This is a genomic window from uncultured Thalassospira sp. (assembly GCF_963976115.1).
GTDB lineage: Bacteria > Pseudomonadota > Alphaproteobacteria > Rhodospirillales > Thalassospiraceae > Thalassospira.
In genome coordinates this window covers 193,053-219,215 of record NZ_CAXBJJ010000004.1, presented here as the reverse complement: position 1 = coordinate 219,215, position 26,163 = coordinate 193,053, and the positions used below count along the sequence as shown (strand labels likewise).

Below are 26,163 nucleotides of genomic sequence, written 5' to 3'. Positions count from 1 at the left end.
GGTTAAGATTTGTAGGATTTAAAATGACCATTGGGATTTTAAAGTTGTTCATGTTTTATAAATAGCCTTGAGGAAAGTTTTCCGAATGATTGTGCTGTTCGTCTGATGTCGTAAATCCAGGTGTTTTATATTGCCCCAGAAATTGCATTTTATTTCGGGTTTGCCCCGCTCCGGTTCCACGCTGCTTGCGGCCCTGCTGCGCCAGAACCCGCGTTTCCACGCGGCAATGTCAAGTGCCCTGGCGCCGTTAGTGGCCGCCAATCTGAATGTCATGAGCGCGGGGAACGAAGCATCCCTGTTAATGGAACCCCGCCAGCGCCCGGAAATTTTGCGCGCCGTTGCCGATGCTTTTTGCCGCACCACCACCGATCGCGAGGTGTTTTTTGATACCAACCGGTCGTGGTGCGCAAAAATGCCCCTGATTGCCGATCTTTTCCCAAGCGCCAAAACCATTGCCTGCGTGCGGGACCTGCCGTGGATACTCGACAGTCTTGAACGGCTGTTTCGCCGCAATCCCTATGAAAATACCCGGCTTTTTGGTGGTGATGACGAGCGAGGATCGGTTTACAGCCGAACCGATAGTCTTGCCCGTCATAACCGGCTGGTCGGCTATCCCTGGACGGCGCTGAAAGAAGCATTTTATGGCGAGCAAGCGGGAAATCTTCTGGTTGTGGATTATGAAATTCTGGCCAAATCACCGGAAAAAGCCCTGCGGCTGATTTATCAGTTCATCGACGAGCCCTGGTATGACGGGCATGATTTTGACAATGTCGAATATGATGCGCCAAAGTTTGACGACGCACTTGGGGTTGCCGGGCTGCACAAGGTGCGCCCCAAGGTGTCGTTCGAGACCCGAAAAACAATTTTGCCGCCGGATCTTTTTAAAAAGTTCGAGGATATGGACTTTTGGCGCGACAGCAGCGGCAGTGCGGCACATGTGATTGTTGCCAAAGCGACAAAGCTGGATACCGCGGCGCTGGCAAACAAATTGGCGCACCTGAAATCATAATTCTGACAAATTCAGACATTTCCTGTGGTTGTTTCTATCTAAGTCATTGTTGTTATTTATTCTTTGCGAAATCCATTGTGCGCAAAGGTGCAACTTGTGTTTGAATTGTTTGTTATTTTGGTGTTATTTTTTGTTAATGTCGTTATAGGTATACTATCGGGAAGTATATAGACGCTGCTGTAGCAAAGGGGTTTTTGCCATGAATGTCACGACGCAGCCGGCAAAAAAAAGCCATGCGGGGGAAGGTTTTTCTTCCATCACGCCGATCGCGCTTGAACCCCGCTTTATGTTTGATGCCGCCGGTGCCGCAACCGGTGCCGATGCCGCCAGTGACGCGCAAGCCCAGGCCGAAGCCGCGCATGCGCAAGACAGCACCGAAAATCATAGCGATTCCAGCCAGACAGACACCAGCCCTGCCGATGCCCCTGCCGCAGGCAGCACAGAACCCGCCGGGCGCAAGGAAGTGATGGTTGTCGATACCTCGGTTTCCGGCTGGCAGGACCTGATCAGCGATCTGGCGCCGGGCACGGAAACAATCCTGATCGATGGTTCACAGAGCGGGATCGCCCAGCTTGTTGCTGCACTGGATGGCAAAACCGGAATTGATGCCCTTCATATTCTCTCGCATGGGGATAAGGGTACCATCCTGCTTGGCACCGATGTGTTAAATGCCGATACGCTGGCGACCTATAACGATGCGCTGGCATCAATCGGCCAGGCCCTGTCTGATCAGGGTGATATTCTGTTATATGGCTGCCAGGTGGGCGAGGGCGGCGATGGCCAGGCCTTTATTGATGCCCTGGCCACCGTAACCGGTGCCGATATTGCCGCATCGGATGATTTGACCGGCGCCAGTGACCAGGGCGGCGACTGGGATCTTGAAATTGCCACCGGCGATATCGAGGCCCAGGTGCCATTATCCTCCCGCGCGATGAACGATTTTTCAGGGATTCTTGCGACCGGGATTACTTTTGATTTCTCTCCCGATTCTGTTTCGGGGGAAGGGACCGATGATGGAGCCGTTAAACAAACAATTGACGGTACTACGCTTGTTGTCGCTGGCAAGACCGTGGATGTAAGTTTGACTACCTTCGAACAAACGGTGTACGGTTATACGTATATGCCGCATGATGGCAGTACTGGTTCTGATACCGAAATCACAATCAGCCTGTCAGAGAATCAGGCATTTGATATTACGTCACTTACAGCTTTTAACTTGCTTGGTGACGGGGCTCAGTCATTTACGTTCACATCCGATACGGGAAAAGAAATTACGGTGAATGTGGACGGTGATGGTAGTTATGATACTATTGATTTTTCGGATTTTACCGGAATAAACAAACTCACCATTACGTCTTCTGCAGGCGACGGAACATTTTCTATAAGCTTGGATGACATTGTGATCAGCAATGTTCAGGCAGGCTCGTCAAATGCGGCCCCCGTCGCGACCGCGTCTGGCGGGACAACATCCTATACCGAAAACGGTACCGGAATGGTCATTGATGGTGATTTTACGGTTACCGATTCCGACAATTCGACATTTGCCAGTGCAACCATTTCCATCACCGGTAATTTTGAAAGCGGACAGGATGTCCTTGCTTTCACAAACGGCGGATCGTTCGGAAATATTAGCGGCAGCTACGATAGTTCCACCGGTGTTCTGACGCTGACTTCTGCCGGAAGTACGGCAACCAGCGCCGAATGGCAGTCAGCCGTCCGCTCTGTAACCTATGCCAACAGCTCTGATGCCCCTGGCGAAGCGACCCGCACTATTTCCATTACGGTCAATGATGGTACGGACGATAGCAACACGGTAACCAAAGACGTTTCGGTAACGGCTGTGAATGACGACCCGACATCGGTAAGTGCGACCGACTCAAATGAAACCGGCTTCCCGATTAATTTGACATTTACCGAAGATACGTCGGCACCGCTTGATCTGAGATCCATCAACCTTGTTGATGTCGATAGTGGGTCGGGTAACCTCACCCTGGTTTTAACGGCCAGTTCGGGAAGGTTCTCGTTGGCTGGCGGTACGCCCAGCAGTATTTCAGGGAATGGCACAGGCACGATTACCCTTGTTGGCACGCTGGCTCAACTCGAGGCATATATCAACCAGCCGACCAATATCTATTATACGGGGGCCGCGAATACCAACGGCACCGGCGAAAAGATTACCGTTACCCTCAATGACGGGGGCAATAGTGGCACGGGCGGCGGTACGACTGTTACCCTTGGGGACATTAACCTGACTATTACTGCGGTAGATGACGCCTCAACCGCGTCGGGTGTTCCGAGCGATATAACAGTTTATACCAATATCGAAAGCAACCTTGACCTGTCGGCGATTACTTTTGCCGATATTGACAGCACATCGCTGACCGTGACCCTGACCCTGTCTGCCGGAACATTTTCCAGCCCGGCCAGTGGTACAGGGGTTGGTAGCGGCGTGACCGCCACTTTGGTGAGCGGGACCGTAATCACCCTTACGGGCAGCATCGCCGATATTAACAGTTACCTCGATACCGCCAGCAATATTAAATATACCACGGCATCAGGTGCACAGGGCGACAATGTTGCGACAATAACGGTGAAAGCCAACGACGGCACAACAGATGCCGATGTCGGCACGATTAATATTGATGCCGAGGACCCCAATGATGCACCCGTGATCGACGGTTCTACAACAGTATCTCTATTTGGGGCCAACGAAGATTCTGCAACGGGTGCGAGGTCTGTTTCAAGTTTTTTGGGGTCATCTGGACTGAATTACAGCGACGCTGATTCCGGTGCGCTTTCGGGTATTGCCATTACCGGCACGACCGGCATGGGGGAATGGCAATATTCAACCGATGGCGAAACCTGGAAAGCAATCGGATCTGCTTCGGGTAACGCTGCGGTCTTGCTTGGATCCACCAGTTATGTACGGTATGTGGGGGATGGTAAAAATGGTGAAGATGGTGATAATAGTGGCGTGCCAACATTATTCGTTAAAGGATGGGACCAGACGACGGGAAGTGCGTCGACAAATGAGAAGGTAAATACAGCAAATACAGTACCATCGGGTGGGACATCGGCGTTTTCTACTGCTACGGGGCAGATAACTACAGCCACATCTGATGTCAATGATGCGCCTGTGTTAAGCGCCGCCTCGCCGACATTCACCGGCATTACCGAAGATGCGACAACGAATGGCGGCCAGACGGTTGCCAGCATTCTGGGCACATCCGTGGCGGATGTTGATACCGGGGCACTGGAAGGGATCGCGCTTTACGGCCTGACCAGTGGCACTGGCACCTGGCAATATTCGCTCAATGACGGCACAAGCTGGACGGATGTGGGCGATGTTTCGCAAGATCAGGCCCTGTTGTTGCGAGCAAGTGACAAGGTGCGCTTTGTGCCCAATGGCGAAAATGGCACCACGGCCTCGATCAGCTATCACGCCTGGGATCAGACCGGTGGGGATAGCGCGGGCGACAAGGTTTCGGTTGCGTCCACGGGTGCCGATACCGCTTTTTCAACCGCAACGGATACGGCGTCTATAACGGTAACCGCTGTAAATGATGCGCCGACGGTTGCAGGTGTGCCCGCCACAGTGACGGTAACCGAGGACAGCGCCAGCGGCCTTGACCTTTCGGCGATTACCTTTACCGATCTTGATAATGGCGCGACCCTCACCGTGACCTTCACGGCCGGGGCCGGAACGCTTGCTGCAACGGATGGAACCGGTGTTACAGTTGGCGGGACCAGTACGGCGCTGACCCTGACGGGCACGGTTGCGGCCATCAATACTTATCTAGATACGGTCGGTGCCATTAAATACACCTCTGCTGCGGATGCGACAGGAACGGGTGTTACCACCATTGGTGTGAAAGCAAATGACAGTGCCGGATCAGGTGATGTCGATTTTGGCAATATGTCGGTTGATGTCACCGGTGTGAATGATGCGCCGACGGTTTCGGGTGTGCCCGCCACAGTGACGGTAACCGAGGACAGTGCCAGCGGCCTTGACCTGTCGGCGATTACCTTTACCGATGTTGACAGCAGCGGTAATATCACCGTGACCTTTAGTGCAGGGGCCGGAACACTGGCCGCAACAGATGGAACCGGTGTTACGGTTGGTGGTACGGGGACTGCCACATTGACGCTGACGGGCACGGTATCGGCGATCAATACCTATCTTGATACCTCTGGTGCGATCAAATACACCTCTGCTGCCAACGCAACAGGCACGGGTGTTACGAGCATTGGTGTTACGGCGAATGATGGTGCCGGATCGGGGGATGTCAGCCTTGGCAGCATGTCTGTCAATGTGACCGGGGTGAATGATGCACCCGTTCTAACCCCGGCATCGCCGACCTTGACGGGCATTACCGAAGATGCAACGACAAATAGCGGTCAGACGGTGGGCAGTTTTCTGACCGGTGTCACCGATGCCGATGCAAGCCCGGTATCGGGCATTGCGATTTCCGGGTTAGCCAGTGGCAACGGGACATGGCAATATTCGGTTGATTCCGGCTCGAACTGGGTTGATGTCGGCACGGTGTCGGCAAGCAGCGCGCTGTTGTTAAAATCAACCGATAAGGTCCGGTTTGTGCCCAATGGTGAAAACGCGACCACAGCCTCTATTAGCTACCATGCCTGGGATCAGACCGGTTCCGGTTCTGCTGGCAGCAAGGTTTCTGTTGCATCGACGGGTGCCGATACCGCTTTTTCAACCGCAACGGATACGGCGTCTATAACGGTAACCGCTGTAAATGATGCGCCGACGGTTGCAGGTGTGCCCGCCACAGTGACGGTAACCGAGGACAGCGCCAGCGGCCTTGACCTTTCGGCAATTACATTTACCGATCTTGATAATGGCGCGACCCTTACTGTGACCTTTACGGCCGGGGCCGGAACACTGGCCGCAACAGATGGAACCGGTGTTACGGTTGGTGGTACGGGGACTGCCACATTGACGCTGACGGGCACGGTATCGGCGATCAATACCTATCTTGATACCTCTGGTGCGATCAAATACACCTCTGCTGCCAACGCAACAGGCACGGGTGTTACGAGCATTGGTGTTACGGCGAATGATGGTGCCGGATCGGGGGATGTCAGCCTTGGCAGCATGTCTGTCAATGTGACCGGGGTGAATGATGCACCCGTTCTAACCCCGGCATCGCCGACCTTGACGGGCATTACCGAAGATGCAACGACAAATAGCGGTCAGACGGTGGGCAGTTTTCTGACCGGTGTCACCGATGCCGATGCAAGCCCGGTATCGGGCATTGCGATTTCCGGGTTAGCCAGTGGCAACGGGACATGGCAATATTCGGTTGATTCCGGCTCGAACTGGGTTGATGTCGGCACGGTGTCGGCAAGCAGCGCGCTGTTGTTAAAATCAACCGATAAGGTCCGGTTTGTGCCCAATGGTGAAAACGCGACCACAGCCTCTATTAGCTACCATGCCTGGGATCAGACCGGTTCCGGTTCTGCTGGCAGCAAGGTTTCTGTTGCATCGACGGGTGCCGATACCGCTTTTTCAACCGCAACGGATACGGCGTCTATAACGGTAACCGCTGTAAATGATGCGCCGACGGTTGCAGGTGTGCCCGCCACAGTGACGGTAACCGAGGACAGCGCCAGCGGCCTTGACCTTTCGGCAATTACATTTACCGATCTTGATAATGGCGCGACCCTTACTGTGACCTTTACGGCCGGGGCCGGAACACTGGCCGCAACAGATGGAACCGGTGTTACGGTTGGTGGTACGGGGACTGCCACATTGACGCTGACGGGCACGGTATCGGCGATCAATACCTATCTTGATACCTCTGGTGCGATCAAATACACCTCTGCTGCCAACGCAACAGGCACGGGTGTTACGAGCATTGGTGTTACGGCGAATGATGGTGCCGGATCGGGGGATGTCAGCCTTGGCAGCATGTCTGTCAATGTGACCGGGGTGAATGATGCACCCGTTCTAACCCCGGCATCGCCGACCTTGACGGGCATTACCGAAGATGCAACGACAAATAGCGGTCAGACGGTGGGCAGTTTTCTGACCGGTGTCACCGATGCCGATGCAAGCCCGGTATCGGGCATTGCGATTTCCGGGTTAGCCAGTGGCAACGGGACATGGCAATATTCGGTTGATTCCGGCTCGAACTGGGTTGATGTCGGCACGGTGTCGGCAAGCAGCGCGCTGTTGTTAAAATCAACCGATAAGGTCCGGTTTGTGCCCAATGGTGAAAACGCGACCACAGCCTCTATTAGCTACCATGCCTGGGATCAGACCGGTTCCGGTTCTGCTGGCAGCAAGGTTTCGGTTGCATCGACAGGTGCCGATACCGCTTTTTCAACCGCAACGGATACGGCATCCATTACCGTAACCGCTGTCAATGACGCGCCGACGGTGACCAGTGGATCGACGGTTACGTTAACCGGGACGGATGAAGTAACAACCTCGTCGGGGACCGTTGTTTCAGCGATGTTGACCTCTGCGGGTTATGGTGATGTCGATAGCGGGGCATCGTCTGGTATTGCGATTACCGGCCTGACGGGCAATGGCACATGGCAATATTCAACCGACGGCACGACCTGGAAGGCGATCAGTTCGGCATCATCTGGCGCGGCTGTTTTGCTCGGCGCGTCCAGTCAGGTGCGTTATGTGCCTGATGGTGATAATGGCGAAACGGCAACATTGTCGTTCAAGGCGTGGGATACCACCAGTGGCACGGCATCAACGAATACAACGGTCAATACCGCCGATACATCGACCTCGGGCGGCACTTCTGCCTTTTCCAGCGATGCGGCCTCGGCCAGTATTGTGGTCAGCGGGATCAATGATGCGCCGACGATTACCGATGCTGCCACGGTAACCCTGACCGGCACGAACGAAGATACAACATCGACAGGCAAGGCGGTCAGCGACATTCTGACCTCTGCCGGATATGCCGATGCCGATAGCGGGGCTTCTTCGGGTATTGCCATTACCGGCCTGACGGGCAACGGAACCTGGCAATATTCAGCCGATGGTACGAATTGGAGCAATGTGGGTGCCGCGTCGGGTACGGCGGCTGTTTTGCTCAGTTCATCGAGCCAGATACGCTATGTGCCCGATGGGGATAATGGCGAAACGGCAACATTGTCGTTTAAGGCATGGGATGCCACCAGTGGCACGGCCTCGACAAATTCGGTTATAAATACCGCTGACACCTCAACCTCCGGGGGAACTTCGGCGTTTTCCAGCGGCTCGGCATCGGCCAGCATTGTTGTGAGTGATCTCAATGACGCGCCGACGGTGACCAGTGGATCGACGGTTACGTTAACCGGGACGGATGAAGTAACAACCTCGTCGGGGACCGTTGTTTCAGCGATGTTGACCTCTGCGGGTTATGGTGATGTCGATAGCGGGGCATCGTCTGGTATTGCGATTACCGGCCTGACGGGCAATGGCACATGGCAATATTCAACCGACGGCACGACCTGGAAGGCGATCAGTTCGGCATCATCTGGCGCGGCTGTTTTGCTCGGCGCGTCCAGTCAGGTGCGTTATGTGCCTGATGGTGATAATGGCGAAACGGCAACATTGTCGTTCAAGGCGTGGGATACCACCAGTGGCACGGCATCAACGAATACAACGGTCAATACCGCCGATACATCGACCTCGGGCGGCACTTCTGCCTTTTCCAGCGATGCGGCCTCGGCCAGTATTGTGGTCAGCGGGATCAATGATGCGCCGACGATTACCGATGCTGCCACGGTAACCCTGACCGGCACGAACGAAGATACAACATCGACAGGCAAGGCGGTCAGCGACATTCTGACCTCTGCCGGATATGCCGATGCCGATAGCGGGGCTTCTTCGGGTATTGCCATTACCGGCCTGACGGGCAACGGAACCTGGCAATATTCAGCCGATGGTACGAATTGGAGCAATGTGGGTGCCGCGTCGGGTACGGCGGCTGTTTTGCTCAGTTCATCGAGCCAGATACGCTATGTGCCCGATGGGGATAATGGCGAAACGGCAACATTGTCGTTTAAGGCATGGGATGCCACCAGTGGCACGGCCTCGACAAATTCGGTTATAAATACCGCTGACACCTCAACCTCCGGGGGAACTTCGGCGTTTTCCAGCGGCTCGGCATCGGCCAGCATTGTTGTGAGTGATCTCAATGACGCGCCGACGGTGACCAGTGGATCGACGGTTACGTTAACCGGGACGGATGAAGTAACAACCTCGTCGGGGACCGTTGTTTCAGCGATGTTGACCTCTGCGGGTTATGGTGATGTCGATAGCGGGGCATCGTCTGGTATTGCGATTACCGGCCTGACGGGCAATGGCACATGGCAATATTCAACCGACGGCACGACCTGGAAGGCGATCAGTTCGGCATCATCTGGCGCGGCTGTTTTGCTCGGCGCGTCCAGTCAGGTGCGTTATGTGCCTGATGGTGATAATGGCGAAACGGCAACATTGTCGTTCAAGGCGTGGGATACCACCAGTGGCACGGCATCAACGAATACAACGGTCAATACCGCCGATACATCGACCTCGGGCGGCACTTCTGCCTTTTCCAGCGATGCGGCCTCGGCCAGTATTGTGGTCAGCGGGATCAATGATGCGCCGACGATTACCGATGCTGCCACGGTAACCCTGACCGGCACGAACGAAGATACAACATCGACAGGCAAGGCGGTCAGCGACATTCTGACCTCTGCCGGATATGCCGATGCCGATAGCGGGGCTTCTTCGGGTATTGCCATTACCGGCCTGACGGGCAACGGAACCTGGCAATATTCAGCCGATGGTACGAATTGGAGCAATGTGGGTGCCGCGTCGGGTACGGCGGCTGTTTTGCTCAGTTCATCGAGCCAGATACGCTATGTGCCCGATGGGGATAATGGCGAAACGGCAACATTGTCGTTTAAGGCATGGGATGCCACCAGTGGCACGGCCTCGACAAATTCGGTTATAAATACCGCTGACACCTCAACCTCCGGGGGAACTTCGGCGTTTTCCAGCGGCTCGGCATCGGCCAGCATTGTTGTGAGTGATCTCAATGACGCGCCGACGGCACCCGGGAGCTTGCCCGGTGTGAGTGTGGAAAATGGTGGTCCGTTGACCCATACGGTATCGGTGGCTGGTTTTGGCGATGTTGACGGGGATAACCTTGCCTTCACTGCCACATTGGCCGATGGATCACCGCTGCCATCGTGGCTTCGTTATAGTGTCACGGGCACAAATGTTACCTTTAGCGGAGAGGTTCCCGGAAGCTTTATCGGTGATCTTGCGGTGCGGATTGTTGCGACCGAAGATGCTTCGGCGCATTTGACGGCTAGCAGCGATTTTAATATTCGCGTTGAGCAGAGGCCGATTGTTGTGACACCTCCGGTGCCAGAAACGGCCCCCGAGGAGCCAGACACGCCGACGCAAACGGAAACAGGTGACGAGGAAGATAACGGAACGCCTGTTCGCAATGCTAATAATTTTAGTGGCAGCAATGGCGGTGAGATTAAGCAGGTGGTCACCGGCCAAAAGGGCAGTTTAAGTCCGATTGATTCACAGACACCGGTTCTGGCCGGTCTGGAGGTCTCAAACCTTGGCGGCAGATCTGTGACGGGTAGTCTTTCTGGTACGGGAGGCATCTTGCTTGCCGGCGGGGGCATCGGAGGTGGCGCGGGCAGTGGTCTTGGTGGCGGTACCGGGTTCACGGGTGGTTTTGGCGGGGGCGCATCCATTGGTGGTCCTGGCGGTGCCGGTGGCTTTGGCGCAGCCGGTGCTGGTTTCGTCGGGACGTCGGGCGGTGGCTTTGATGTTGGAGGTGGCGTCGGCGTCGGCGCCGGCCCGAATGTGAATAATGGCGGCGGCAATGAAAACTTGAATGACAGCGGGAATGTTGGTTCCGCTGCTGCCCCCGGATTACCACCGGCAGAAGGCGGGCCAACCGGTTCGGAGGCAGGAGGTAATCCGGCAGATGTGCCGTTGGGGGCATCGGGCCAGAATGCTACGCCGGATAATGCGGGTGAAGAGGGGACAGGCGATGTGCCTGCGTCTGCTCCGGCCGATATACAGGGCAACCTGATGTCGCCGGATGTATCGCCCTTTGGTGACGTACCTGTTGATCTGGCCAACGTTGATTTTGGCGACCAACTGGTTGGGGCTGGCGGTGCGGTTGACCGCCAGGCCAGCGTGTTGGCAAGGGCATTGGCATATTTTGATGGGGCTGCGGCCTGAGCGGCAGATACGATAACGACATTATGACGATTGGTTTTGGGGCTGTCCGTTGCACCAGGAGCGGGCAGAAATAAGGGGAGATCGGAATTGTTTAACAATTCTGCGCGTTTAAGCGGGTTACGTTTGCGGAAGGGTTTTGTTCCTGCCGCCGTTTTGGGGACACTTCTTTTGGCGGGCTGTGCGGTAACGCCGGAGCCCTTGACGCAGGCTGAAAACGACAGTCGTGTGCAGGCTGATTTAAGCCGGTTGTTTGCTAATCAGGAAAAGATAGACGGTCCGTTATCACTGGATGACGCGATTGCCCGGGCATTGAAATATAATCTTGACCATCGCTTGAAGCTGATGGAAGAAGCGGTTTCGATGGGTCAGCTTGATGTTGCCAATGTAAACCTTCTGCCCGATGTGGTCGCGAAAACCGGCTGGACCACGCGAAATAATCGCGACAGTACGTTTAACGAGCAACAGACATCAACCTCTGTCAGTTCGGACCGCAGCATTCGCAAATCCGACCTTTCGGTAAGCTGGAATGTGCTGGATTTTGCCATTGGTTATATGCGTGCCCATCAGCAGGCCGATATGGCCCTGATTGTGAGCGAACGTCGCCGTCAGGTGATCCATAGTGTGGTCAATGAAACCCGTGGTGCCTATTGGCGGGCCGTCGCGGCCGATCGTGCGCTCAAGGATTTTGACCCGGTTCTGGACCGGGTTCGCGGGGCCCTTGGCCGGTCGCAAAAGCAGGTCGACGAAGGCCTTGGCGGGCAGTTGGATGCGTTAAGCTATCAGGAAGACCTGCTTGTCACCCTGCGCGAGCTGGAAACCCGCCGACGTCAACTGGTGGAAGCGCGCACCGAACTGGCTGTTTTGATGAATATTCATCCTGACAGCAAATTTACCCTGCTTGATAGCAGCACCGATAGCCATCCTTTGCCGTTCATCGCCATGACGTCGGATCAGCTTGAACTCGAAGCGCTGCATAACCGTTCTGAATTGCGCTCCGAGGCGTATCAGTTGCGGATCAATCAGCGGGATTCAAAAATTGCCCTGATCCAGATGGTGCCGGGCCTGAATTTTTCAGCCGGGATCAATCATACGACCGATAGCTATAAGGTGAATTCGCGCTGGTATGACGGGGCGTTAAACCTGTCGTGGAATCTGATGCAGATTGTTAAAGCACCTGCAAACATGAAGCTGGCCGATACGCAAATTGAACTGTCAAAAGTACGTAGTCTTGCGCTGAGCATGGCCGTGATCAGCCAGGTGAATATCGCGCAATTGCGCTTTAACCATGCACTGGACGATTTCAAGCTGGCAGACCGGATTTCAAACGTGCAGGGCCGTATTGTCAACAGCATGCAGGCGCAAAGATCGGCCAATACGGTGGGGGAAAGTGATGAAATTCGCGCGCAGGTGCGTTCCTTGCTTTCCGGGCTGCAACGCGACATGGCCTATGCTGATTTGCAGGCGGCCTATGGTCAGGTTTTTTCCTCCATTGGTGTTGATCCGCTGCCGGGCGATGTTGCCGATGACTCGCTTGACACTATTGCCGACGGGATTCAGACCGTGATGACCCAGTGGCAAAATGGCCAGTTTGATGCCCGTGGTGTTGTTGCCACGGATGATGTTGTCACAGACCCCGACGGGAAAGCCGTGACGGACGGACATGATACCGCGATGATCGAAAACCACGCGCAGGCACAGCAATGACAGCAGGTGCCCTGAAGGATGGTCAGGTGTGTCGATTTGCACATGCCCATGCGGTGTGTTTGGGTTTGTTGATACTGGTGGGCGGCTTTATGCTGCCCATCACTGTATTTGCACAATCGGTTGCTCCTGCAACCGGGCCTGTCGCAACGCGCCCGTCGGGTGCTTATAATAACGCACCGGGCATGACGACGCCGATGCCTGACGATCGTGCCGATATTGGGCGTCGCCCTGTTTATGGCAATGTGGACCTAACACCGGCGGCGGAGACGATGAGCGAAGCCCGCGCCCTGGTGACAACGCGCAGCCGGGCGTTGTTATCGGCCGAAATTCCTGCGCGTATTGCCGATATGCCCAAACGACCCGGCACACGGTTTGCCAAAGGGGATGTTTTGGTGGTGTTTGATTGTGCGGCCTATCGGGCACAGCGGGCCGCCGTTGCCGCCGATTTACGCCAGGCCGACGCCCAATATAAAGCCCAGCAACGTTTGGCTGAATTGCGTACGGTGGGCGAACTTGACGTGGTCATGGCACAGGCCGCCGTTGAGCGTGCCAAGGCGCAATTGCAGCTTCAGGATGTTTATTTAAGCCGCTGCAAAATAACCGCCCCTTATGCCGGTGCGGTCGTGGAATGGCACAGTCAGCCTTATCAAACCGCCAATCCTGGCGATCAGTTGATTGAAATTGTCGGGTCTGGCGACCTTGAACTGGAATTGATTGTGCCGTCGCAATGGCTTGTCTGGTTAAAGGTGGGACAGGCGATTATAGTCCATATTGATGAAACCGACGGCGATGTTCGGGCCAAGGTGGCGCGCATTGGGGCGCGGATTGACCCGGTGAGCCAGACGGTGAAAATCTATGCAGCACTTGGCAATGATACAAAAACCTTGCTGCCCGGCATGAGCGGACGTGCTGTTGTTGATGGTCATGTTTCCCCATAACCGAGGTTGGCATAGTAGAGCCTTAACCCCGATAGCGGCCTTTAATTTGCTGCCAGATTAAGGGTCGTTGCGTTTCTGATTGCTATTTTTTCGGTCGTTTTTCTAACCCGGCACCCCGTTTTTATCCCCCCTTACAACAGGCGACGATCCCTTTATGGCGCAAGAAAACTCGATAGGTGACACCCCCTGGGCGCTGCTGATGGGGATCGAGCGATCGATCCGTCATGCCGCTGATTTAACGGCATTCCGGTTTGCCGTGGTCAGCGAACCAAGGCGGTTGATAGCCTATCAGCAAGCGGTGCTGGTTGCCAAAACCGGGGCGGCAAAATACCGTGCCCTTTCGGTGTCAAATGTGCCGACACTGGATCGCAATGCCCCCTATATCCGGTTTATCGAACGCTTGCTGAAAACACTTGGCGCGACAGGCGGGTTAGGCAAACCCGGCCTGTTGGCACGAGAAGCAGTACCGGAAAAATTGCAGGCGGAATGGCAGGAGTTTTTGCCCGCCCATGTGTTTTGGCAACCCCTGAACGCCCCGGATGGCGGCGAAATTGGCGGCTTGATTTTAATCCGTACGGCACCGTGGCAAGATGCTGAACGGGTATTGCTAGACCAGCTTGCCGATTCAATCGGTCATGCCTGGAATTCGCTTTTAAAGCCGTCCGCCCGGTTGCGCAAATCACGGCCGGGCGCAAAAAAATTTGTTGGCATTGGTGTTGCGGTTGCCCTGCTGGCGGCTTTGGCGTTGCCCGTGCATCAAAGTGTGATTGCCCCGGCCGATGTGATTGCCCATGACCCGGTGCCCGTGGCCGCCCCGATTAACGGTGTTATTCGCGACATCAATGTCCGCCCCAATGCCGAGGTAAAGGCCGGGGATGTGTTGTTTTCGTTCGAGGATGCCGAACTGCGCGCCAATTATGAAGTGGCGTTGCGATCGGTTGACGAGGCCGATGCCGAGCTGCGCCGTGCGGCCCAACAGGCCTTTGGCGATGCCAAGGGCCGGGCCGAGGTGGCACTTCGCAAGGCGCGGTTGGCCTTGCGCCAGGAACAGGCACAATATGCCAGCTATCAATTATCGCAGGTCAATGTGATTGCGCCGGTGGACGGCATTGCCGTGTTTGGCGACCCCAATCGCTGGCGCGGGCGCCCGGTTGCGACGGGCGAACAGGTGATGTCGCTGGCCCGGGCCGATCAGGCGGAACTGGCAATTTACATTCCGGTCTCGGATGCGATTAACCTGGAGCCCGGTGCCGATGTGCGGTTGTTTTTAGATGTGGACCCGTTGCATTCGGTTTCGGCAACATTGGAACTTTCATCCTATCAGCCGGTGAGAACACCTGAAGGGGTGCTGGCCTATCGCGCCGTTGCCCGTTTTGGTGCCGACACCCCGCCGCCGCGTATTGGCCTTAAAGGATCGGCCAAACTGCTGGGTGATGAAGTGCCATTGGTGCTGTTTTTATTGCGTCGGCCGATTGTGGCCCTGCGCCAGAAAATCGGGATGTAACGGCAATGGTAACGGTGGCAAACATGGCGGGGCAGAGCGAGGACATTCCCTTGCCCCCGCTGCGCCAGGATTTGCGCCTGCTGCCTGCCGAGAATGACGAATATGGCGCACCTTGCTGGACTATTCACGACCCGGTGCGAAACCGGTATTTCCGCATTGGCTATGCCGCCTTTGAAATGCTGCATCGCTGGTCGTTGGGCAAGGCATCGCTTTTGTTAGATCGTATAGCGCACGAAACCGTTTTAACCCCGACCCCGACCGATATTCGCAACCTGATAACGTTTTTGCACGGAAGTGGCCTGTTAATGCGCGTCGGCCAGGATGCCGTAGCGGAATTTTCGCGCATTGCCAATGCAGGCAAGCCCCCTTTGTGGAAATGGCTGATCCATAATTACCTGTTCATTCGCGTGCCCTTGTTCCGGCCGGATCGTTTTTTGGCGCAAACCCAATGGCTGGCCGATTTTTTCGCGTCCGCTTTTATCAAATGGCTGGTCATAGCCATCGGTGCGATTGGCATCGTTATGACGCTGCGCCAATGGGATGCATTTTTGGCAACCTTTATGGGTTTTGCCAATTTTCAGGGCATCGTCTGGATGGCGATAACACTAACGGCGGTTAAAATCCTGCATGAACTGGGCCATGCCTATACCGCACGGCGCTATGGCTGCCGGGTGCCGACCATGGGGGTGGCGTTTTTAGTGATGTATCCGGTGCTTTATACCGATACATCCGATGCCTGGCGGCTGACCAAACGCCATGAAAAGCTCCGTGTTGCGGCGGCAGGCATCCGGGTGGAGCTGATGTTGGCGCTGGTGGCGACTTTTTTATGGCATGTGGTGCCGAACGGCCCGGCGCGCAGTGCGGTTTTTTTAATGGCATCGGCAACCTGGATTACCACGCTTTTGATCAATCTAAGCCCGCTGATGCGTTTTGATGGCTATTATTTGCTGTCGGATTATTGGCGGATACCGAATTTGCAAAACCGCGCCTTTGCCATGACCAAATGGTCTTTGCGGCAGTTTTTGTTTGCCTTGAATGTGCCGCCGCCCGAACCGGCCAGTGCGCACCGAAAGCGCGTTCTGATTGCCTATTCGGTGGCCGTGTGGGTTTACCGGTTCTTTTTGTTTTTGGGCATTGCGCTGGTTGTGTATCACCTGTTTTTCAAGGTGTTGGGCATTGTCCTGTTCGGGGTGGAAATTCTGTGGTTCATCTTGCTGCCGATTATCAATGAAATAAGGATGTGGTGGAAAATGCGGAACCACGCCCATTGGACAATTGCCAATATTACCGTGCTGGTTCTTTTTCTGGCCGGAATTGCCATTCTGATCGTGCCATGGCGCACCACCATTTCGGCCAGTGCGCAATTGCAGGCGGCAGGGGATGCCGAAATTATCAGCCCGGCGGCGGGTGTAATTGAAGATGTGCTGGTCGAGGAAGGCAGCGAGGTAAAGGCGGGCGATGTTTTGCTGCGTATGCAATCGCCAGAGCTGACCAGTCAGCGTCGCAGTATGGCCTTGCAATTGCGCGAAGCCGAAATAACGCTCGCCCAGTCCCGCAGCAGCAACCAGTTTCGGGACGATGTGGCAAGCCAGATGCAGGAGGTTTTGCGGTTTCGTGCCAGTTTGGCCGGGCTGGATGCCCGCCAGGTGCAGCTTATGGTACGCGCCCCCATGGATGGCGTGGTGCGTGATGTTACCGACATTGTCCATCGGCAAAGCTGGATTGGCAGCCGTAAGAACCTGATGCGGATTGTGGACCAGTATGGCACGCAGCGTTTGATCGGTTATGTGTCGCAAGGGGATGTCATGCGCTTGCCGCCAACGGCAACTGCGCGTTTTTACCCCGACCAGATCACCCGCCCGGTTCTGGCAGTGCAAATCGACCGGGTTGACCGGTTTAATTCCCCCATACTGGAAGCCCCGGCATTAAGTTCGACCAATGGCGGGCCGTTGGCCGCGCGGCCTAATAATAATGGTGGTTTTGTTCCGGTTGATGCGGTTTATCGGGTATCGGGATATGTGGTGGCCCAACCAGATATCCGACCAGGCACCCCAAGCTCCGCCGCTACGCCGCCGCGAGATAGCAAAGGCCGCAAGCTGGAAACCATTTTGCGTGGTACGCTTGAAATTGATGCCCCGGCCCGCAGTCTGGCGGTGCGGATGTATCAGGCGGTGGCCGCCGCCGTCATCCGGGAAATGTCGTTTTAAAGGAAATATACGTTAATCGATAAAGACCTGCCCATCGAACAGCTTGCGTGCCGTGCGCAATGTTCCGGCCTGGGTGACGGTGCCGGTCTCATCCAGGTTCAGGATCACATCCATCTGTCCGGTTGGATGTTCCACCGACAGCGACAGATGTTGCCCCTTTTCAAAGGTGGCAACCTTGTTGGCCGGGCTGTTTGGCAACAGGCAGGCGGTGGCGACACTGACCGCGCCCAAAACCCCGATCGAGGCATGGCAACGATGGGGAATGAAGGTGCGGGTGGAAATGGTGCCGCCGTTGACGGCCGGGGATACCATCGACATTTTGGGAACCGATGCCGTGGTGACATCGCCCAAATTCATCATCGGGCCAGCCACCAGACGGATTTTTTCCAGCCGGGTGCGCAGGGTTTCGTTGGCTTCAAGGTCTGCGCGGGTTTCCTGGCCGGTAATGCCCAGATCGGACGCCGCCAAAACCACGCAGGGCATACCATTATCAATCAGGGTAACGGCGATACCGTCGATAATATCGACCGCGTTGCCGGTGGGCAGCAAAGCGCCGCAGGTGGACCCTGCCGTTTTGGTAAATAGCAGCGGGATGCCCGCCGCCGTGCCCGGCACCCCGTCAATGCGGGCCGGGCCGCGATAATCGGGCTGGCCATTGGGGGTTTGAACGGTGGCAATGGCGGTTTGACCGGTATTTTCCATGTAAATGCTGACCTCGGTTTCGCCATTTTGCCCGGTCACAAGGCCCCGCTCGATGGCAAAGGGGCCAACCCCGGCCAGCATGTTGCCGCAGTTTTGCTTGTCGGTGACAACGGCCTGATCCACGAAGACCTGCAAAAACAGGTAATCAACATCGACACCGGGCCGGGTGGATTTTTTGACAATTGCAACCTTCGATGTCAGCGGGTCGGCCCCGCCCATGCCGTCAATCTGGCGCAGGTCGGGCGAGCCCATGACGCGCAGCAAAATTTCGTCACGCCTGTTTGCGTCGGCGGGCAGGTCATCGGCCAGAAAATATCCGCCCTTTGACGTGCCGCCGCGCATCCACATGCAGCGAATGCCGTTAGACATATTTCAGCCCCTTGGCAGCCAGTTTTTCGCGCATGTCGTAAATATCCAGGCCGAGTTCACCCTTCATCAGGCGGGCGCGGGTGCGGGCTTCCTTGTCTTCGCGGGCCAATGATTTTTCCAGTGTTTCGGCGGCATTTTTGTGCGTCACAACACAGACACCATCGTCATCGGCAACAATGACGTCGCCCGGATTGACGATGGCCCCGGCGATGCTGATCGGTACATTGACCGACCCGATGGTTTCCTTGACCGTGCCCTGTGCCGAAACGGCCTTTGACCACACCGGAAAGTCAATTTCGGTTAAATCGCGCACGTCGCGCACACCCGCTTCGATAATCAGGCCGCGGACTTTGCGAAACATTAACGATCGCGCCAGCAATTCGCCGAAATAGCCGGTGTCGCAAGGCGATGTCGGCGCAACTACCAGAATGTCGCCTTCCTGGCATTGCTCGACTGCGACATGCAACATCCAGTTATCGGCGGGGGCGATGGAAACCGTTACCGCGTTGCCAGCCACGCGCGCACCCGGGTAAATCGGGCGCATATGCGATTGTAAAAGACCGGTGCGGCCCTGTGCCTCGTGTACGGTGGCAACACCGCATTTTCCCAAACCGTCGACAATTGCCAGATCGGTTCTTGAAATGTTTTGGACAACTTTACCCATCAGAGTTCATCCACTGTGCGCGGATAGACCGACTGGAAGCCTTCGGCGTATTTTGCCGCCCGGCCACCGGCCTGTCCGCCAGAATTGCGCCGGAAATGGTTGGCGCGGTTTTCGGCAACATTTTCATAATAATGCCAAAGATGTTCCTGCCCCTCCATGCACGCGATAGCCGCCCATTTTTTATGCCAAACATCGGTGATGTCTAAAAACAGGTCGGGTTTCCATTCCATCTGTTCGGTCTGGTGGGGTTCAAACAGGTAAAGCTGTGGCGCGCCCAAAACCTTTTCGCCGGGATTATGACCCCAGGCTTGTGCGATCATGCGACATTCAATGGCAACCCGGGTCGCCAGGGAATGGTCGGTATTGTAATTATCGACAAAGCTGTGGCTGAGCATGAATTTGGGTTGAACCTTGCGGATGATGTCGACCAGTTTAAGTTTGGCATCGCGGCCCACTTCCAGCGGGTAATCGCCCAGATCCATAAATTCGATATCATGCACATCCAAGGCGCGGGCGGCGTTTTCGGCTTCACGCTTGCGTTCAGTTTTGACATGCTCAAGCGTGCAGCCTTCTTTCTTCCACAGCTTGGCAGACTCGCCGCGTTCCCCGTAGGACAGGCAAACAACGCTGACATTATACCCCTTGGCCGCATGCAGGGCGATGGCACCGCCGCAACGCCAGACAAAGTCGGCTGAATGGGCACTGATCACGAGTGCTGTCGGCTTGGTATCGCTCACGTTTCTAAACTCCCTTTCGGATCTTTGATTTTGTGGGTCTGAACCTATGCGGGATCGTTGGTTTGAGGAAATAGAACCCGTGACAATGGCTATAATTTTTTTCTATAGTTTGTTTGCGATGCGTTAAACACGAAAGTGAATAGATGGCCGTGGTTATTCCCAATCTTAAGCATTTACGCGCCTGTGAGGCGGTTTTGCGGACGGGCAGTTTTAGTGCTGCGGCCAATGAAGTATTCATGTCGCAACCAGCGGTGACACAGGCAGTGGCAAAGCTGGAGGCCGTTTTGAGCAGTGTTTTGTTCGACCGACGGCCCGAAGGCGTGTTTCCCACCGATATTGGTCATATGTTTGTGAACCGCGTGGTGCGGATGCAGTATTATCTGGCAACGGGCATGGCAGAGATTATGCGCAGTGCGCGCCGCCAGCACGGGCAAACGGCAAAATTACATCATCTGGTGACCAGTGTGCAATTGCGCGCCCTTGTTGCCATCGCCGAAGCGGGAAATTTCAGTTTGGCGGCACGGTCGATCGGGGTGTCGCAGCCCTCGCTGCACCGTGCGGCCCGCGATCTGGAACATCTGTGCGGGGTGCCTTTGTTTGAAAAAGCCAGCAGTGGCATTTTGCTGACCAAGCTGGCCGAAATTCTGGTGATGAATACCAAACTGGCGCTGATGGAACTGGACCAGGCCTATGATGAAATTGAAGCCTGGAAAGGCGGGCGTGGCGGACGCGTTGCCATTGGCAGTATGCCGTTGGCCCGCAGTGCGATTTTACCGGCTGCCGTCAACGATTTGTTGGGGCAGTTCCCCGATACCCGGATCAGCATTATTGACGGGCCGTACCGTGAATTGCTGTTTGCCCTGCGGCATGGCGATATTGATATTCTGATCGGCGCATTGCGCGACCCGGTACCGGTCGAGGATGTGGTGCAGACCCCACTGTTTAACGATCCGCTGGCAATTGTAGCGCGGGTTAATCATCCTTTGATGCGCAAGGAAACCATTACCATTGATGACCTGGCGGCCTGTGCCTGGGTGGTGCCGCGCCTGGGCGCGCCAACCCGTGAATATTTTGAAACCATGTTCCCCGAGGGCGGGCTGCGCCCGCAAAGCGTGATTGTAACCGGATCGCTGATTTTGATTCGCCGGTTGTTATCAACCAGCAACCAGCTGACCATTATTTCGCGCCACCAAATTGCCCAGGAAGAAAAATATGGCGAGTTGCGCCGCCTGCCATTTGCCTTATCAGACACCGAACGCCCAATCGGCATTACCACGCGCAAAGGATGGTCGCCAACCGCGATTCAAAGCGATTTTCTTGCCCGTTTAACCGATATTGGTCGCCGTGCGAACGAGATCTGGTAGGGCGATGGCGGAGCAGATAATGAAAAAAGGGCAGCGTATAAGATCGCTACCCTTTGATTGGTTCTCGTTGCCCGGTGTTAAATCAGTCTTCGAGTGCCTTGAGGATCATGTCGGCGCGGTCCTGATATTCCAGCTCGCCCGCATCAAGTTTCAAGGTGCCAATGCGGCGCTGCCATTGAACGGTGGCACTGGCCATGTCATTGGCAAGGCCCAGTTCGTGCACGGTCAAGGCCACTTCTTCCATTTCGGCAGCCCGACGAATGCCGTGGGTCATGGAACGTTCCAGCATGTAACCAGCCTTGGCAGGGAAATCGAAACCGGGATAGGTTTTATCGAGCGATGCCAGAACGGCCTCTTCGACGCCTGCCTTGCGACCGGCCAAAACACATTCGGCAAACAGGGCTTCCATGCCCTTCATCATGATCGAGCGGATCATTTTGATCGATGAACCTGCACCGATGTCACCTTCGACAATGGCCGGGGCCATATCAAGGGCCGCAAGATAGGCAAGGCCCGCTTCGGCATGGGGACCTGACAGCAAAAGCGGGGTTTTGTGCAGTTTCGGGTAAACCGGCGCCATGACGGCAACATCAACATAACGCCCGCCTGCAGCCTCGATGATGTCGGCATTGCGGCGTTTGGTGCCCGGCGCACAGGAATTGCAATCAAAGAAAAAAGCGCCTTTGGGGAACGAAGTGGCGGCATTTTGGGCTACCAAAGCCGCCTGATCGGCGGTGACAAGCGAAAACACGGCACGGGTATCGGCCATGGCAACAGCGGCACTTACCGCCCCTAAAACAGTCAGTTTCTGGTAATCGGCATTTTTGGCATCGCGAATGGCAACGTCGGGGTCGTTTGTTTTGATGTCAAACGCCTTAATGCTGGCGGGGCGGTTTGCACCCCAGCCTTTGATAAAGGCCATCGCGGCTTCGCCAAAACCCAAAAAGGCAACAGCCTGTTGGTCAATCGTCATATTCGTGTGTCCTTCTTGCGGGGCGGGGGCGATCCCCGTCAAATCGTGGTGTTTTTCTTTGGGGCAAGGTAATTATTGTGTGTTTAAAAGGATTTGGCATATCAGGGCAGGGGTAAATCCAAAAGCCAGCTAAACCCGACAAACCCGATGATAAACATGCATGCGCCGGTAATCAGCGCGCCGCGCCATGCGGTCATGCCGTCAAGCAACACAACACCAATGGCGGCAAACAGCGCCAGGGTCAGCGCCATGCCAATGAAGGGCGACAAAACCGATGCCAGCACCGTTAACCCGACAAAAACCAGAAGTTTTGGCGAGATGCCGTCTTTCGTTTCGCCCTGTTTTCGCCAGGACTGGATCAGGTAAAGAACGGCCAGAACCAGCCCGAACAAGGCAATGGCCACGGGCAATTGTGCCGGTCCAACATCGTCTGCCAGCGGGCTTTTGGGCAGGGCCAGCGCCAGATACAGATAGACGGCGTTAAAAACAAGAAAACCGGCTGCGACGAGGATTTCATAAAATCGGGTCATGACAGTACCAGGGGTTGGCTGCGGCCATAAGGCCGCAGCACACGGACAAAACAGATATTATTGAAAGCCGGCTTCTTTGAGGAAGGCGGACTGGGTTTTAAGCTGCTTTTCAGCCATTGCAGTGAAATCACCATCCTTGATGGCGATATCGTCCTGTTTTTGCTGCGTCATAAAGGTTTTCCATTCGTCGCTGGCCTGAACCTTGTCCAGGGCGGCCTGAATGCTGGCAACCACATCATCGGGTGTGCCTGCCTTAACCGAAACACCGCGCCAGACCATGCCTTCCAGGTCAATGCCCTGTTCCTTAAAGGTCGGAACATCGGGGAAATAACGCGAGCGTTCGTCGGTGGAAATACCCAGCAGGCGAATATCGCCGCTTTCAACCTGTGACAGGCCGCTTGATGGCGTCATCATGGCGGCGTCCAAATGATCGCCCATCAGGGCGAGGGCGACTTTGCCCGAGGCATCATAGGGAATCCAGCCTGCTTTGAAGTCTTCGGCATTCATGAACTGATACAGCATATACTGGTGGAACCCACCGGTGCCATAGCCGCCCACGCGCAGGCCTTCGGGGTCTTTTTTCATCGCATCGACAAAATCCCTGGCCGAATGCAGATCGGCATTCTTGCGCACGGCCAGGGCCGAGGGTTCACCCTGCATGGCGCGGACAAAACGCAGATCATCAAGCTTATAGGGCATCAGGTTGCGCGCGATGCTAAAGGTCAGGGTGCTGGTATGAACCAGAATGTTATAACCATCGGCGGGCTGGTTTAACACATAGGACATCCCGACTGACCCGCTGCCACCCGGACGGTTGACAACCTTGGTTTGCCAGCCCGCCTGTTCGTCGAGCAATTTGGACAATTCGCGGCCATAGGTATCGAGCGCACCGCCAGCACCCGCCCAAACCACCAGGTTTACCCGGTGTTGTGGGAAATCGGCGGCATGAGCAATGCCTGCGGTACCCAGCAATGCGCCAAAGACGGCGGTGGAGATGAATTTTGACAGTTTCGAAGACATAGTCTCTTCCTCCCGGGATTTTTGTTTTAAGTGGTTTGGTTGGTCGCGTTTTAGCGACGCGATTTCAGCTTGCTCCAGATCGGCAACAGCAAGCTCAGCACGCTCAGCACAAGGAACAGCAGGCTAAGCGGGGATGTTACGAAGATGGCGTAATCGCCGTGCGAGGTGACAAGGGCGGTGCGGTAGTTGGTTTCGATCAGGTATCCCAGCACCATCGACAGAATGATCGGTGCCATCGGGATGTTAAGTTTTTTCAGAATGTAGCCGAGAATACCGAAGGCCAGCGTCATATAGACATCGAACATCAGGTTGCGCAGGGCAAACGCGCCCAGCATCGCCATGCAGCCAATGCCAACCGCAATGACGGAATTTGACAGGCGCAAAACCCAGCCCCATACCGGCAACAGCAGGGAGCCGACAAAAAACAGCACAATCGATGTCATGGCCAGGCCCCACAGGACGGTATTGACCAGAACAGGTTCGCTGGCAAACAGTTCGGGGCCGGGGCGCAAGCCGTGCAAGATAAGTGCGCCGACCAGAACCGCCGTGGTCGGCGACCCCGGAACGCCAAGCGCCATAAGCGGGATCATTGCGCCGCCAACGGTTGCGTTGTTGGCCGATTCCGGTGCGGCGACACCGGCCGGTTCGCCTTTGCCAAAGTCTTCGGGGTTTTTCGACCGGCGACGTGAAAAGTCATAGGAAACCCAGCAGGCAATATTGCCGCCAACCCCGGGCAGAATACCCAGCAATGTGCCAATTACGGACCCCGAAACAATGGTGCTGCCCAGCTTGCGCCATTGCCCCAGCGATAGCAGGGCAAACTGTACTTTTGGCGCCATACTGTGGGTTTCGGTTTTGCGTCCTTCGGCCAGACTGAAGGCTTCGGACAGGGCAAACAGGCCGATCAGCGCTGTTAAAAAGGGAATGCCTTCAAACAGTTCGGGCACACCAAAGGTAAAGCGCGGCACGCCTGAAATCGGGTCAATGCCAATGGTGGCAATGGCCAAGCCAAATGCACCTGCCAATAACCCCTTGACCAGCGATCCGCTCGACAGTGATGCCACGGATGTCAGGCCAAAAAGACCCACCGAAAAATAGGCCGCCGGGCCAAATTCCAGTGCGACCGATGCCAAGGGTTTTGCCAGCAACAGCAAGGCAAACGCGCCGATCAGGCCACCGACACAGGACGCGTTGAGCGACACGGCAAGGGCTTCGTTGGCGCGACCGTTGCGGGTCATGGCATAGCCGTCAATCGTGGTTGCCGCGGCGGCGGCGGTGCCAGGCGTTGATAGCAAAATCGCACTGACCGACCCGCCATATTCCGCCGCCATATAAAGGGCAATCAGCAACAACATGCTGAGTTCTGGCGGCATGTTATAGGTAAAGGGAATAAGCAGGGTAATGCCGATGGACGGCCCCAGCCCGGGCAACGCACCGACCACCACGCCAACGGCTGTACCGATCACAAGGCAGGCCAGCCCGGAAAAACTGAAAATAACGGCAAAGGCATCCATAATGCTGCTCATGAATGGCTCCGGCTTTTCAGGTTTGCCCGGCAGGCGGGAAGGCGGGCTGGTAAAAACGGTGCGGGGGGTAAAAATCGGCGTGTGACCGCAGGTGCTGAAAAAATCATGCCTGTAACGGCGAATTCGGTCATTACCTTGTTCCTGATTGGGAACCTATGCCAGTGACCACAAGGGGCATTCAGGCATAAGTTTTTCGTTTCCATCGGGCAGCTGTTTTTAATTGCAATGGCGAAGGTCAAATTGCAGCACCTGTTTCAACCAGGCGATACCTTCTGTATTGCAGCTTGTTTACTGCCATTTTTTCGTTTGTTTGTGTCTCCGGTTTGCCCGATTTGGTACCAAACTGCTAATAGAATGTATGATGAACAGTATAAGAAAATTCTAAGTGTGTTGTGATTTTGCGGTGGCTTCGGCGGCGTATCAAGGCAGGAAAACCGACGGCCAGAACCGGTCCTGGCAGGTAACAGGACCATGTTACGCCCATTGTGTGGATTGCTTTTGAGGAAAAACATCAACAAGGCCGGGTATCTGGAAGGTGGGGAGATTTACCGGAAAAAAAAGAAAAGGCAGAAGGTCGGGGTGGGATCGACCTTCTGCCTGCTCCTGGTTTGCGCCAGTAAAGGCAGCATATCAAATGTCAATCGGCAGGCCGGGTGTCATCGTTGACGGGGCAGGTTTCGATGTTCGG

General features: G+C 55.5%; 14 protein-coding genes. 7 read left to right on the top strand and 7 right to left on the bottom strand.

The annotated features are described in order from the left end of the window. Positions 1-130 precede the first annotated feature (130 nt). From AAC086_RS06195 to AAC086_RS06170, 6 genes are all read left to right on the top strand, one after another. On the top strand, positions 131-1,009 hold the full coding sequence (locus AAC086_RS06195; protein WP_339776596.1) for a sulfotransferase: 879 nt from the start codon (positions 131-133) through the stop codon (positions 1,007-1,009). Between the two features lie 199 nt (positions 1,010-1,208). After that, complete coding sequence (locus AAC086_RS06190) at positions 1,209-11,237, top strand: DUF4347 domain-containing protein (protein WP_339776593.1); 10,029 nt, start codon at positions 1,209-1,211, stop codon at positions 11,235-11,237. Positions 11,238-11,324: 87 nt separating this feature from the next. Further along, positions 11,325-12,941 (top strand): TolC family protein, encoded by a 1,617-nt coding sequence (locus AAC086_RS06185; protein ID WP_339776591.1) that lies wholly within the window; start codon positions 11,325-11,327, stop codon positions 12,939-12,941. Then, positions 12,938-13,879, top strand: coding sequence for an efflux RND transporter periplasmic adaptor subunit (locus tag AAC086_RS06180; RefSeq protein ID WP_339776590.1), 942 nt, complete (start codon positions 12,938-12,940; stop codon positions 13,877-13,879). The genes AAC086_RS06185 and AAC086_RS06180 overlap by 4 nt, the downstream gene beginning before the upstream one ends. 154 nt (positions 13,880-14,033) lie before the next feature. Continuing rightward, positions 14,034-15,383, top strand: coding sequence for an HlyD family efflux transporter periplasmic adaptor subunit (locus AAC086_RS06175; protein ID WP_339776589.1), 1,350 nt, complete (start codon positions 14,034-14,036; stop codon positions 15,381-15,383). A gap of 5 nt (positions 15,384-15,388) precedes the next feature. Further along, positions 15,389-17,590 (top strand): site-2 protease family protein, encoded by a 2,202-nt coding sequence (locus AAC086_RS06170; RefSeq protein WP_339776587.1) that lies wholly within the window; start codon positions 15,389-15,391, stop codon positions 17,588-17,590. Between the two features lie 12 nt (positions 17,591-17,602). On the opposite strand, the gene AAC086_RS06165 is transcribed toward AAC086_RS06170, so the two are convergent. Genes AAC086_RS06165 through AAC086_RS06155 form a run of 3 tightly spaced genes read right to left on the bottom strand, consistent with a single transcriptional unit; the run spans position 17,603 to position 20,062 of the window. Further along, on the bottom strand, positions 17,603-18,661 hold the full coding sequence (locus AAC086_RS06165) for a 4-oxalomesaconate tautomerase (protein ID WP_339776584.1): 1,059 nt from the start codon (positions 18,659-18,661) through the stop codon (positions 17,603-17,605). Next, positions 18,654-19,325: a 4-carboxy-4-hydroxy-2-oxoadipate aldolase/oxaloacetate decarboxylase gene (locus AAC086_RS06160; protein ID WP_339776583.1), complete on the bottom strand. Its 672-nt coding sequence runs from the start codon at positions 19,323-19,325 to the stop codon at positions 18,654-18,656. The genes AAC086_RS06165 and AAC086_RS06160 overlap by 8 nt, the downstream gene beginning before the upstream one ends. Next, positions 19,325-20,062: a PIG-L deacetylase family protein gene (locus tag AAC086_RS06155; protein ID WP_339776580.1), complete on the bottom strand. Its 738-nt coding sequence runs from the start codon at positions 20,060-20,062 to the stop codon at positions 19,325-19,327. Before AAC086_RS06155 ends, AAC086_RS06160 begins: the two co-directional genes overlap by 1 nt. Positions 20,063-20,205: 143 nt before the next feature. Between AAC086_RS06155 and AAC086_RS06150 the strand changes: the two genes are divergently transcribed. After that, on the top strand, positions 20,206-21,426 hold the full coding sequence (locus AAC086_RS06150; RefSeq protein WP_339776578.1) for a LysR family transcriptional regulator: 1,221 nt from the start codon (positions 20,206-20,208) through the stop codon (positions 21,424-21,426). Between the two features lie 82 nt (positions 21,427-21,508). Here AAC086_RS06150 and AAC086_RS06145 read toward each other — a convergent pair whose 3' ends face one another. From AAC086_RS06145 to AAC086_RS06130, 4 genes are all read right to left on the bottom strand, one after another. Beyond that, positions 21,509-22,399 (bottom strand): DUF1932 domain-containing protein, encoded by an 891-nt coding sequence (locus tag AAC086_RS06145; protein ID WP_339776577.1) that lies wholly within the window; start codon positions 22,397-22,399, stop codon positions 21,509-21,511. A 101-nt stretch (positions 22,400-22,500) separates the two neighbouring features. Beyond that, entirely contained in the window at positions 22,501-22,929 is a 429-nt protein-coding gene (locus AAC086_RS06140; protein ID WP_339776575.1) for a tripartite tricarboxylate transporter TctB family protein, read from the bottom strand. 57 nt (positions 22,930-22,986) lie between these two features. Further along, positions 22,987-23,949 (bottom strand): tripartite tricarboxylate transporter substrate binding protein, encoded by a 963-nt coding sequence (locus AAC086_RS06135; RefSeq protein WP_339776573.1) that lies wholly within the window; start codon positions 23,947-23,949, stop codon positions 22,987-22,989. Between the two features lie 50 nt (positions 23,950-23,999). Next, complete coding sequence (locus tag AAC086_RS06130; protein ID WP_339776571.1) at positions 24,000-25,475, bottom strand: tripartite tricarboxylate transporter permease; 1,476 nt, start codon at positions 25,473-25,475, stop codon at positions 24,000-24,002. Positions 25,476-26,163: the final 688 nt, after the last annotated feature.